At 50.1% G+C, this 12945-nt stretch carries 8 protein-coding genes; 7 read left to right on the top strand and 1 reads right to left on the bottom strand.

All coding sequences use genetic code 11. The features are described from left to right. Positions 1-21: 21 nt before the first annotated feature. On the bottom strand, positions 22-360 hold the full coding sequence (locus PAEVO_RS01665; protein ID WP_100535995.1) for a L,D-transpeptidase: 339 nt from the start codon (positions 358-360) through the stop codon (positions 22-24). A 181-nt stretch (positions 361-541) separates the two neighbouring features. Here PAEVO_RS01665 and PAEVO_RS01670 point away from each other — a divergent pair, with 181 nt between their 5' ends. From PAEVO_RS01670 to PAEVO_RS01700, 7 genes are all read left to right on the top strand, one after another. Then, positions 542-2365: a sensor histidine kinase gene (locus PAEVO_RS01670; RefSeq protein ID WP_100535996.1), complete on the top strand. Its 1824-nt coding sequence runs from the start codon at positions 542-544 to the stop codon at positions 2363-2365. After that, positions 2358-3869 carry a response regulator transcription factor gene (locus PAEVO_RS01675; RefSeq protein WP_100535997.1) on the top strand — a complete coding sequence of 504 codons (1512 nt, stop codon included), beginning with the start codon at positions 2358-2360 and terminating at the stop codon, positions 3867-3869. Before PAEVO_RS01670 ends, PAEVO_RS01675 begins: the two co-directional genes overlap by 8 nt. A gap of 128 nt (positions 3870-3997) precedes the next feature. Next, entirely contained in the window at positions 3998-5473 is a 1476-nt protein-coding gene (locus PAEVO_RS01680) for an ABC transporter substrate-binding protein (RefSeq protein WP_100535998.1), read from the top strand. 139 nt (positions 5474-5612) lie between these two features. Continuing rightward, positions 5613-6542 carry an ABC transporter permease gene (locus PAEVO_RS01685; protein WP_165789694.1) on the top strand — a complete coding sequence of 310 codons (930 nt, stop codon included), beginning with the start codon at positions 5613-5615 and terminating at the stop codon, positions 6540-6542. A 53-nt stretch (positions 6543-6595) separates the two neighbouring features. Continuing rightward, positions 6596-7492, top strand: a complete 897-nt coding sequence (locus PAEVO_RS01690; protein WP_164817402.1) for a carbohydrate ABC transporter permease — start codon at positions 6596-6598, stop codon at positions 7490-7492. Between the two features lie 26 nt (positions 7493-7518). Further along, positions 7519-9816: a glycoside hydrolase family 3 N-terminal domain-containing protein gene (locus PAEVO_RS01695; protein WP_100536000.1), complete on the top strand. Its 2298-nt coding sequence runs from the start codon at positions 7519-7521 to the stop codon at positions 9814-9816. Positions 9817-9820: 4 nt separating this feature from the next. Beyond that, positions 9821-12934, top strand: a complete 3114-nt coding sequence (locus PAEVO_RS01700; RefSeq protein WP_100536001.1) for an alpha-mannosidase — start codon at positions 9821-9823, stop codon at positions 12932-12934. Positions 12935-12945: the final 11 nt, after the last annotated feature.

Genomic DNA, 12945 nt, shown 5'->3' on the forward strand with positions numbered 1-12945 from the left:
TGAAATCACCAGATTATGTTATCAGTTTCGTATGGTGACCCGGGTATGGATGGGCACGAGGGAGGCCAGCTCCATCACATCCTCGTTGTACATCCGAATGCAGCCATGGGAAACGGAGCGGCCGATGGATGAAGGGTCGTTTGTGCCATGGATGCCGTAATGGGGTTTGGACAACCCTAACCAGTAGGCTCCGAAAGGTCCTCCGGGATTCGGCTGCTTGTTGACGATGGTGTAACTGCCTGGCGGCGTCTGTGTAGCCATTTTTCCAATGGCGACCGGGAACGTACGTACCACGATGTCGCCATCCAGCAGATGCAGCTGAAAATCGGATAAATCGACAATAATGCGGTATTGGGGCATCTTAATCCATCTCCTTCATGATTCATGCTATGAATCAGGGCGAAGACCGGCCCCTAAATTGACCTAAAATAGGCAAATTACACCTTCATGACTTGGTAGAAATTTCACCCATTGATGACGGCCAACCGATGTTATATTTAGGATAAGCATTAACAATGTTTACATCAGGAAGGGGAAACCAATGTCTCCTGCTAGGTTTTATCAAAAATATATTAAAAATAATATGTTTACCAAAATGCTGCTGTTAATCTCTTTGATTGCGGTGGTTACCATTGTCTCCTTGTCGTACATCATGTATTACTTCTTGTTTCAATCGGCCGTTCGCAGCGAACTGGACATTCAGCGAAGAGCGGTAGAGCGGGTGGAGCGGCAATTGAATCAAAAATATGAGAATGCGCAGTCCTATGTAAATGACTTGTACCGCAACAGTTCTCTAGGCCTTGACACTTCCTATTTCCTCATGAACTCGTTTAATGAGTACATGGCCAAGCGAATGGATCGGATCGCGGGCGGCGGGCAGTCCAATTCGGACAGCGTGGTCGCTTATTTCAAGCAGAGGCTGGACGATGACCCGGATATTGAGAATATCATGCTGTACAGCGCGGAGAAACAGTATGTGTATGTATACAAGCAGGGCAGCATGACAAGGCTCTATCAGGCGAATGCCACACATTCATACATCCCCGACGTGATGGCGCTCGAAAGCCAGAGCGTCACATTGCCGAATCTCTGGATTCGCAAGCTGGCCGGAGAAGTGAATTTGCCGTTATTCTCGATCCGGAGCCCGATTAATGATATGACCACATACAAGAATCTGGGGCAGCTGGTTATTTTATATCGAACGGAAGCACTGGATGCCGTCCTGAACAGCGGGGACGATCCCTTGAAGGGATCCGTACTGGTCTTGTCGGGTGACGGCCGCGTGATGTTTGACTCCTCCGGTAAATATTACGGCGAGAAGTATCCTTATGCTGACCGGCTGCTGAATTCCAAAGAAACCGTGACCCTCGATGAAGAATCGTATATTACAACGGCAGCTCACAATCAGGCAGGTTATACGGTGGTTGGAATCACACCTAAGCGTGAGATTGCTGAGTCCTTCCATGGCCTGCAAAACACCATCATCATTGTTGCCCTGCTGTGCATCGTGATTGCGGTATCCATTCCTTCGCTGACGATCGTCAATTACTCCAAGCGTACCGATAACATTATCCGCTTTATGCGCAAGGTAGAGAAGGGGGAATTCGTTGCCCGGATGCAGGATACCAAGGAGGATCAGCTAGGGCAAATCGCAGGCAGCTTTAATGAAATGCTGGATGAGCTTACCCGTTATATCGACAAGGTGTATAAAGCAGAGATTAACCAGAAGAATGCGGAGCTGTCCGCACTGCAGGCAAGAATTAACCCCCATTTTCTATACAACACGCTCGAAGTGATTCGAATGAGAGCACTCTCGCAGGGGGCGCAGGATGTCGGCGATATGATCTACAGCTTGTCGATGCTGTTCAAGAATATCGTACAGCATAAGTCCCATTATACGCTGAAGGATGAGCTGGAGGCGTGCAGGCTCTATCTGGAGCTGTTTCGCATTCGCTATAAGGACAAGTATATATACAAAATGCATTGCGACGATCAAATCAAACATGTGCCGATGATCAAAATGTCGCTGCAGCCGCTGATTGAGAATTATATCGTTCACGGCCTGCGCAGCGATCAGGATGACAATTGGCTGACGATTAACGCGATCCAGCAGGATGATGATGTCGTGATCGAGATTAAGGATAACGGGAAAGGGATCGAGCCGGAGCAGCTGGAAGAGATCAAATCGCGGCTGGACATGGCCGAATCAAGTGAAGAATCGTTTGGTCTGCGGAGTGTGAATGAGCGATTAAAGCTGACGTTTGGAAGTTCGTACGGAATGGACATCCAGAGTGAGCCGGGTAACGGAACGACGGTGACAGTGAAATTTCCGGTGGCAGAAGGGAAGCTGAATAACGATGTATAAGGTATTTATCGTGGACGATGAGCCGTTCATTATCGAGGGATTGGTTGATGTCGTGGATTGGTCGAAATATGGCATTGAGGTGGTCGGTCATGCGGAGAATGGTCGTCAGGCACTTGAGAAGATGGCGGTCATTCCGGTTGACATTCTCATAACGGATATATCGATGCCTGTGATGACGGGACTTGAATTGATCGAAGGCGCACGAAAATTAAACCGTAATCTGAAGGTGATTATCCTGAGCGGATTCGACGACTTTGCCTATTTGAAGGAAGGCATGCGTCTTGGGATCGAGAATTATTTGCTCAAGCCGATCAATCTGAAGGAATTGGAAGAAACGATTGCCAGCACAACGGATAAAATGAACAAATCCAGAAGAGAAATGAGACTGGACGAGTACGACATTAACATATTGCGAAGCAATATCCTATATCGCTGGATCACGGACCGGATTGAGCCGGAGGAGCTGGAGGAGCGGGCGACCCTTCTGGGGCTGAGTCTGAATTTGCCTTACGTCATGGCGTCTATTCTGAGAGCGGATTTCACGCCGCTGGAGAGCTGTCTGTATCAATTAATGGACCAGGAGCCGGGCGTCCTGTATTTCCGGGACAACGACGGCGATCACGTGGTGATTTTTATGATGAAAGATCCGGACACGGAAAAAGCGAGAGCCATCCGGCTCCTACAGCAGGTGCGCGAGTACTGCTATGAAGAGGAGCTGTCCATCTCGCTTGGCAGCGTGGAAAGCCTCGGCGGTAATTATAAGGACAGTTATCTTCACGCCAAGGAGGCACAGGAATACTATCTCGTTCTGGAGCAGCCTTCCTACGTGGATTATGTTGATGTTCAAGCCAAGAAGGGAGAAGCGGCGGAATCCTATTCCGTACAGTGGCCCGAATATGCCAAAGGCATCGCCGGAAGGGACAAGCAGGTGCTGTTTGATTTGATCGACAGTGATTTTGACCGGCTTCGCCATACGCAGGGGATGATACCGACAACACTCAAGAGCATTGCGGTCGAGATGGTCATTCGCCTGAAACTGGAGCTGAACGATATTCAATATACTGCAGCCCCTGATTTTGTGAAAAATACGATTACCGATATTATGGATTCCGTATCGATCGACGATCTGATTACGGCCGTGAAGGACGGGGTCGGCGGGCTGGTCGATTCGCTCAACAATGACGTGAAGAGCCCTGTCATCCAGCAGATTCTGCATCATATCCAGCACCATTATAACGAGGATTTGTCGCTGAAGGTGTTAGGCGCCCAATATCATATTCATCCCGTCTATCTGGGGCATCTGTTCCATAAAGAGACCGGAGAGAACTTTACGGAGTATATTAACCGGTACCGGATTGAAAGAGCCAAGGAGCTGCTCCGAAACTCTTCAACGAAAGTACAAGATATCGCAAAAAAGGTAGGTTATTGGGAAACTGGTTATTTCTATAAACAGTTCAAAAAATTTGTCGGCGTATCGCCGAGGGATTTTCGAGGAATGCTCTGATTGATTTAATCAGAGTTTTTTTTCTTTATTTTCACCATAATACCTTTAATTTTTCGCCTATGTGAAACTGCTTTCATGGGATAACCTTAGAAGTGTAGAGACACAAGGATTCAAAAGGGAGGATAAACATGAGTAAATCGAAAAAGAAATGGCTCCTGCCGCTAACGCTTCTATTGTCCGCATCCATGCTGTTGTCGGCATGTGGGGGTAATAAAGAGAGTGCAGGAGATGGCGGGGGAACTGCCGAGAAACCGGTTGAGCTGATCTGGTACACCATCGGAACACCTCAAAAGGATGTCGACAAGGTTGAAGAAGAAATCAATAAATACACGGCTGAGAAGATTGGTGTAACCGTTGACATGAAAATGATCGACTTCGGTGATTACAACCAGAAGATGCAAGTCATGGCAGCTTCCGGCGAACCGATGGATATCCTGTTCACAAGCTCATGGGCGTTTGACTATGTGCAAAATGCACGTAAAGGCGCATTCATGGAATTGGACGGGCTGATCGAAAGCCATGGACAAGGCATTAAAGACGCGATTGACCCTGCGTTCCTGGAAGGTTCCAAGGTTGACGGTCACAATTATGCGATTCCGGCAAACAAAGAGCTTCCTGCTCAAGAAGCATGGCGCTTTAATAAAACATTGCTTGATAAATACAACCTCGATATTTCGAACGTGAAATCGATGGAAAGCTTGGAGCCACTGCTGAAAACGATCAAGGAAAAAGAACCAAACGTTGTTCCTTTGGCGATCAGCAAAGACTTCGGTCCATTGCTTCCGTTTGACTACATCATCGAAAAAATGCCAATGGCCGTATACCTGGATGACAAGGAAGAGCTGAAAGTCGTGAACTTCCTCGAAATGCCGGAAACGATGGACATGCTGAAATTGATGAACAAGTACTACAAAGCGGGATACATTTCCCCAGAAGCAGCTACAACAACTTCGACGCAAGATCTGATGACTTCCGGAAACTGGTTCACGGATCGTGCGGCAACGCAGCCGTTCGCAGACAATCTGTGGAGCCAAAGCTACGGCTATCCGGTCGTATCCACTCCGGCTGGCGACGCAACAATCTTTAACTGGTCGGTAATGGGTTCGATGCAAGCGATTTCCGCTAACTCGAAATACCCTGAGAAAGCCATGGAGTTCCTGAACCTGCTGAACACAGACGTATATCTTCGCAACCTGGTTGATTCCGGTATCGAAGGCGTGCACTACAAAAAGCTTAGCGAGAACGTAATGGAAAACTTGCCAGAATCGAAAAACTACGACATGCCTACCTTCGCGCTTGGTAATGTCATGCTGACTTACTTGAATCCTGAGGATCCTGAGAACAAATGGGAAGAGTTCAAGAAGTTTAACGAGTCCGGTCAGGCTGCTCCGCTTCTCGGTTTCAACTTCGATCCAACCAAAGTATCCACAGAGCTCGCAGCTGTCAACAACGTAAAAGAAGAGTTCTGGGCGCCGCTGATGACAGGTACCGTGAATCCTGAAGAGTTCCTGCCAAAAGCGAATGAAAAGCTGAAAGCTGCTGGTCTGGATAAGATCATCGCTGAAGCACAAAGCCAAATTGATGCTTGGAAAGCAAGCAAGTAATAACAATGCATGAAGCGGTTCTCTAGTCCCAAGGACAGCAGATACCGCTGCAGCATGAACAAGGACGGGGCGGCGGATGTTCACCGCCCTTCTTTTGTTCATTTCATGCACATCACGAGGAGGGGTAAGCGTGAGAGCGATCGGACAGTTTTTCAAAAATATTATGACGAATAAGGCCATGCTGTTCATGGTTTTGCCGGGGACCCTGTGGTTTCTCTTATTCTCATATTTGCCTATGTTCGGGACTATTATTGCATTTAAGGAATACCGCTTTAGCCGTGACGGGTTCTGGGCAAGTATCGTTAATAGTGAATGGGTAGGGTTCCAAAACTTTAAATTCCTGTTCAGTACCAACGATGCTTACATCATTACGCGCAACACCGTTCTTTATAATTTCGTGTTCATCATTTTGGGTCTCATTCTATCCGTAGCGCTGGCTATCGTATTGTCTGAAATCGTGAATAAGAAATTGGCGAAAGTCTATCAAACCGGTATGTTTCTGCCGTATTTCTTGTCTTGGGTTATCGTAGGTTATTTTGCATTCAGTTTCCTGAGCATGGATAAAGGGATGCTCAATCAGATTTTGGGCTGGTTTGGCATGGAGCCGGTTCAGTGGTATTCCGAAGCCAAGTATTGGCCGATATTCCTGACGTTAATCAGTTTGTGGAAATCCGTTGGTTATAACAGTGTCGTTTATCTGGCGGCGATTATGGGGATCGACAAATCCCTGTACGAAGCGGCCATGATTGACGGAGCGAACAAATGGCAGCAGATTAAAGCCATCACGCTTCCGATGCTGAAACCGCTGATGACCATTTTGACTCTTCTTGCGATCGGTAAAATCTTCTACGCAGACTTTGGTCTCTTCTATCAAGTGCCAAGGGATTCGGGAACCTTGTATTCCGTAACGAACGTCATTGATACCTATGTATATCGTGGTCTGAAAACAACAGGCGAGATCGGAATGAGTACTGCTGCGGGTCTGTACCAGTCGGTAGTCGGATTTATTCTGGTTATGGTATCGAACTATGTCGTTCGTAAATATGACAAGGATAACGCATTGTTCTAATCGATCAATCTACCAAGAAGGGGGTATGTGATGTGTTCAAATCTAAAAGCAAGATGAAGGATTTCCATCAGCTTTCATCCGGGTGGAATGTCGTATTCAACCTGATTGCCGGTATTTTCGCGTTCCTGTGTGTATTTCCGTTCCTATTCGTTATGATCATTTCATTTACAGATGAAGGCTCACTGGCCCGTAACGGATACCAAATCTGGCCGGAGAAATGGAGTCTTGAGGCTTACAAATATGTATTCCAGACAGGCGATACGCTTCTTCGTTCCTACGGCGTTACGATTTTTGTCACGGTAGTGGGTACGCTGATCAGTTTGTTTATTATTTCGCTGTATGCCTATGCTGTCTCCCGTAAAGGGTTCAGATACCGGAACTTCTTCTCGTTCTTTGCATTTTTCACGATGCTGTTTAACGGGGGTCTGGTACCGACTTATATCGTTGCAACGCAATTGCTCGGCCTAAAAGATTCGATCTGGGCTTTGATCCTGCCATTGGCGGTCAATGCTTTCTATATTATGATTCTTCGAACCTTCTACAGCACCAGCGTTCCGGATGCCATCATTGAATCCGGTAAAATCGACGGTGCGAGCGAGTTTAAAATTTTCTACAAGCTGGTATTGCCGCTATCCCTGCCGGGTCTGGCAACCATCGGGTTGTTCAGCACCTTGGGGTATTGGAACGACTGGTTCAACGCATTGCTCTACATTGATGATCCGAACCTGGTTCCGCTGCAATCCATGCTCATGCGGATTGAGACCAGCATGCAGTTCATCCTGCAGAACTCTCAGAATTCATCACTTAGCATGGCCGCTTTGCAGAGCATGCCGCAGGATACTTCGCGGATGGCGATGGTCGTTCTGGCAACCGGACCGATTATTCTGGCCTATCCGTTCTTCCAGCGCTATTTCATTCAAGGTCTGACCATCGGCGCGGTTAAAGAATAAATTCTTCATGTACCGGAGGGTATGAGATGACATATAAAGATTCCAGTAAAACCATTACGGAAAGAGTGGAACATCTTCTTGGCCTGATGAACCTGGAGGAAAAGGTTGGGCAGCTGATCCAGCCGTTCGGCTGGAAGACCTATGAAGTGAATGAAGGCCGGATTACCTTAACGGATTCATTTAAAGAGCAAGTGAAAAATGGCGGCGTCGGATCCCTTTACGGGACCCTACGCGCCGATCCATGGACCGGTGTAACACTTGAGACCGGTCTTTCTCCGCGTGAAGGAGCGGAAGCCGTCAATCACATCCAGCGCTACGCTATTGAGCAATCGCGTCTGGGTATTCCGATCCTGATCGGGGAGGAATGCTCGCATGGGCATATGGCCATCGGCGGCACGGTCTTCCCGGTGCCGCTGTCTATCGGGAGCACATGGAACGTGGATTTATACCGCGATATGTGCCGTGCCGTCGCGCTGGAAACACGCAGCCAGGGCGGAGCGGTCACCTATTCGCCGGTGCTCGACGTCGTGCGCGATCCAAGATGGGGACGTACCGAGGAGTGTTTCGGTGAAGATCCATACCTGATCAGCGAATATGCGGTCGCATCGGTCGAAGGCCTTCAAGGCGAGTCCCTGGACAGCCCGAGCAGCGTTGCGGCGACGTTGAAGCATTTTGTGGGCTATGGCAGCTCCGAAGGCGGAAGAAATGCCGGACCCGTGCATATGGGCACGCGCGAGCTGATGGAAGTGGACATGCTGCCGTTCAAGAAAGCCGTGGAAGCGGGAGCTGCATCCATTATGCCGGCCTATAACGAGATTGACGGCGTGCCGTGCACCGTCAATACCGAGCTCCTTGACGGCATTCTCCGCAAGGAGTGGGGCTTTGACGGCATGGTAATCACCGACTGCGGTGCCATCGATATGCTGGCGAGCGGCCATGATACCGCTGAAGACGGAATGGATGCCGCCGTTCAGGCCATTCGTGCCGGCATCGATATGGAGATGTCGGGCGAGATGTTTGGCAAGCACCTTCTGAAGGCAGTCGAGTCAAATAAGCTGGAAGTCTCCGTATTGGACGAGGCTGTACGCCGTGTATTGACGTTAAAATTCAAACTTGGATTGTTCGAGAATCCTTATGTGGATCCGCAGGTAGCCGAGGAAGTGATCGGCAGCGAGCAGCATGTCGGACTTGCCAGGCAGCTTGCGGCGGAAGGCATCGTTCTCCTTAAGAACGAAGCAAAGGCCCTGCCGTTATCCAAGGAAGGCGGCGTGATTGCCGTCATTGGACCTAATGCCGATCAAGGATACAATCAGCTTGGGGACTATACTTCTCCTCAGCCGCCGGCAAGCGTGACCACCGTACTGGACGGAATTCGTGCGAAACTGGGGGATGAAGCGAAGCGTGTATTATATGCTCCGGGCTGCCGCATTAAGGACGATTCCAGGGAGGGCTTTGAATTGGCATTAGCTTGTGCGGATCAGGCCGATACCGTGGTCATGGTACTGGGCGGTTCCAGCGCACGCGACTTTGGCGAAGGCACGATCGATTTGCGCACAGGGGCATCAAAGGTTACGGATGACGCTTTAAGTGACATGGATTGCGGCGAAGGCATCGACCGGATGACGCTCCAGTTATCTGGCGTTCAATTGGAATTGGCCCAAGAGATTCATAAGCTTGGAAAGCGGATGATCGTTGTGTATATCAACGGCCGGCCAATTGCGGAGCCGTGGATCGACGAGCATGCCGATGCCATCCTTGAAGCGTGGTATCCGGGTCAGGAGGGCGGCCATGCGGTAGCGGACATTTTGTTCGGCGATGTGAATCCGTCCGGCAAACTGACGATGTCGATACCGAAGCATGTCGGACAGCTGCCGGTTTACTATAACGGCAAGCGGTCGCGCGGTAAGCGTTACCTCGAAGAGGATTCTCAGCCGCGTTATCCGTTCGGATACGGGCTTAGCTATACCGAATTCAGTTATTCGGATATTCAGATTACTCCTGAAGTGATCGGAACAGACGGTACGGCCGTTGTTTCTGTGAACGTTACAAATAGCGGTGACCGCGAAGGCTCCGAAGTTGTACAATTATACGTAAGCGATGCTGCCAGCAAATATACGAGACCGGCGCGTGAGCTGAAGGGCTTCCAGAAAATTTTCCTGCAGCCTGGAGAGCGCTGCAAAGTGGAATTTACCGTCGGTCCGGAACAGCTTCAATATATCGGTCAAGATTACCAGCAGGTGGTTGAGCCTGGGCTGTTCCGTATGATGATAGGCAGACACGTGAACGATACGCTGAGTGCAGATCTGACCGTACAGGAGGGTTAAATGAATGGAACGGATTCGACGCTTTATACGCGAACTGTCGGAGCGGCAGTGGCTCGAGTCGACGGAGCTTCGAGATTGGAACATTACCCGGACCACTTACATGGTTCCGGGCGTGTACGAAGATACGGCCCCTTATGCTGAAGGACAAGTTTTCAACAGGTTCCCGAGTACGCAAGGGACAACCTACTTTTTTCGGAGAAACCTTGAATTGCCCACGCACTGGGTGGACGGTGCGATCGGACTTGTGTTCCACTCCGGGGGCGAGGGCTTACTGCGCATTAATGGCGCATCTTATCAGGGATTAGACCGGAATCATACTTTCGTCAAGCTCGATCCGAAACGCACCGGCATGAATATGGAGCTTGAGATCGAGTTGTACGATCCGATTCCGGAGCCGGTGGACCCGCTGAATCAGCAGGCTGTCATACAGCCTCCGATTACTAGGGTGCAAAGCATGCTCGTCAACGTAAATGTTCCGGTTCAGAGCCTGATGTACACCGCAACCGTGATTCGGGATTCGCTTATCCTGCTGCCGGATAGCGATATGCGGCGCATCCGTTTATTGGAGGCGCTGTATCAGGCGATGGACCGCTTTGTCAGCCTGGATGACGCCGCCATCCGGGATGGCGCTCAGGTAACCGGGATTGAGCAAGATCTGAAACAGGCGGTTACTGCCATTGGCGGCCATGCCGAAGGCACCGAGCATATGGTGGGTCAGTCGCATATCGACATCGCCTGGCTGTGGCCCGTCCGGGAAACCGTGCGGAAAACCAGCCGGACCTTCTCCAGCATGGATGCGCTGATGAATGAGTATCCCGAATTTAAGTACGCGCAGAGCCAGCCTTTGCTGTACCAATTCCTGAAGGATCACGATCCCGAGCTGTACGAGAGAGTGAAGGCCAGAATCAAGGAGGGACGCTGGGAGCTTGTCGGCGGGATGTGGGTCGAACCGGACCTGAACATTCCGAGCGGGGAGTCCCTCATGCGTCAAATGCTGTATGGGCAACGCTTCTATCAAGAAGAGTTTGGCTTGACATCTCATATTGAATGGCTGCCGGATACGTTCGGATACTGTGCATCCCTGCCTCAGATCTTGAAGCATGGCGGCATTCGTTATTTCATGACAACCAAGCTTGGCTGGAACGATACGAATGTGTTTCCTTACGACCTGTTCCATTGGGTTGGGATCGATGGAACACCGATGTTATCCTATCTCAATCACGGCGTGAACGAAAACACGCTGCCAAAAGATGTTCACGAGCATTGGCAGTCCTACCGCCAAAGAGCCGTTCATCCGGAGCAGATGCTGCTTTATGGACATGGTGACGGCGGAGGCGGCGTAACCCGCGAAATGTTGGAATATATCGACCGTGCCGAGCTTATGGTGGGTCAACCGGCCAGCAAGTACAGCACGGCTGCCGAGTTTTTCGGCGGGATCGAGGAAACACAGCCGAAGCTGCCGAAATGGCGCGGGGACTTATACCTTGAGCTTCATCGCGGTACCTATACAACGCATGCGCGGAACAAGCGTCATAACCGGAAAGCAGAAATCCTGTACCGCGAGGCGGAGCTATGGAATTCGGTGGCATTTCCGTCGATGGACAATGAGAAGCGGCAGGCAATTATGAGCGAGCTGCATGACGGCTGGAAGTTGATTTTGCTGAATCAATTTCATGATATTATTCCGGGCTCTGCCATTACGGAGTCTTACGTCACCTCTGAGAAGGAATACGCAGAGGTGTTCCAAAAAGGAAACCACAGCCTCCATGTTGGGCTTCAGGTATTGGCGGATCAGGTCGATACAGAAGGGGAAGGCATTCCGTATGTCATCTTCAACGGACTTGGATGGAGCAGAGATGCCGTCATTTCGATTGAAGGAGAGCAGGGACTCGCCCCGTATGATTCAGATGGAGCGCTGCTGCAGTACGATGCCCAAACCGAAGAGAACGGTAAAGTCTCTCACCGCTTGAATGTTCATGTTCAAGGCATCTCGGCTTTGGGATACAAGACCATTTGGTTAAAGCAGCCGGCAGGAAACAAAGCGGTGGCGGAGAATTCTACTACAGTATTCGCAGATTCCTGGGAAACGGATTTTTATAAGGTCAGCTTCAATGAGCGCGGCGAAATCACGAGCCTGTGGGATAAAGAGGCTCATCGGGAAGTGGTCAAGCCGGGCGAAGCCGCGAACCGCTTCCACTTCTTCCATGACCGTCCGACGCTGTGGGACGCATGGGATATCGATACCCGTTACGAGGAGCAATTGGCCGGAGAGGCGGAGCTGATCGAGAAGAAGCTGGTGCATGCGGGTGAGGTACAGGATGTGCTGCGTTTCCGATGGCGCATCCATAACTCGGAGATCATGCAGGACATGATTTTTTATCATCATGACCGGCGGATCGACTTCAAGACGTTTGTCAGTTGGAATGAATCACATAAACTGCTGAAAGTCGGCTTCCCGATCGGGGTCGTTGCCGATAAGGCTACTTATGAGATTCCGTTCGGAACCATCGAGAGACCGACCCATCGCAATACAAGCTGGGAGCAGGCGCAATATGAAGTCTGCGGCCACCGTTTCGCGGATGTGTCGGAGCATGGATACGGCGTCAGCCTTATCAACGACTGCAAGTACGGGTATGACATTCAGGATAGCACCATCCGGTTGTCGCTGCTGCGCGCGCCGAAATGGCCGGATGTCACGGCGGATTTGGGAGAGCATGAGTTCACGTATTCCCTGTATCCGCATAACGGAGACTGGAGAAGCGCCGGAATCGTCCGTAAAGCAGCCGAGCTTAATCATGAGCTTCCATGCGTAAGAACAAGCTCGAATAAAGGTTCTCGGCCTGCTGTTCAATCGTTTATTCCGTTCGAGAGCCACCATGTCATTCTGGATACGGTTAAACCGGCAGAAGACGGTTCAGGGTATATCCTTCGGATGTATGAATCCGCCGGGGGCAGAGGCGAAGCTGCACTGAGCTGGCCTTATCCTTATGAGAGCATCCATTTATCCAACGCCTTGGAAGAAGAACTCGAACAACTGGATATCGCGGAAGGAAGGTTAACCCTTCCATTCTTGCCGTATGAGATCAAAACCATCAAATTGACTACACATCATACTTAATCAAAGGAGCC

Source organism: Paenibacillus sp. GM2FR (assembly GCF_002803325.1).
In the GTDB taxonomy this organism is placed as follows: domain Bacteria; phylum Bacillota; class Bacilli; order Paenibacillales; family Paenibacillaceae; genus Paenibacillus_AQ; species Paenibacillus_AQ lautus.

What these genes read in the sequence shown, in the direction of transcription:
- PAEVO_RS01665 (WP_100535995.1), bottom strand. Translation starts at nt 360, where the DNA reads ATGCCCCAATACCGCATTATTGTCGATTTATCCGATTTTCAGCTGCAT.
- PAEVO_RS01670 (WP_100535996.1), top strand. Translation starts at nt 542, where the DNA reads ATGTCTCCTGCTAGGTTTTATCAAAAATATATTAAAAATAATATGTTT.
- PAEVO_RS01675 (WP_100535997.1), top strand. Translation starts at nt 2,358, where the DNA reads ATGTATAAGGTATTTATCGTGGACGATGAGCCGTTCATTATCGAGGGA.
- PAEVO_RS01680 (WP_100535998.1), top strand. Translation starts at nt 3,998, where the DNA reads ATGAGTAAATCGAAAAAGAAATGGCTCCTGCCGCTAACGCTTCTATTG.
- PAEVO_RS01690 (WP_164817402.1), top strand. Translation starts at nt 6,596, where the DNA reads ATGAAGGATTTCCATCAGCTTTCATCCGGGTGGAATGTCGTATTCAAC.
- PAEVO_RS01695 (WP_100536000.1), top strand. Translation starts at nt 7,519, where the DNA reads ATGACATATAAAGATTCCAGTAAAACCATTACGGAAAGAGTGGAACAT.
- PAEVO_RS01700 (WP_100536001.1), top strand. Translation starts at nt 9,821, where the DNA reads ATGGAACGGATTCGACGCTTTATACGCGAACTGTCGGAGCGGCAGTGG.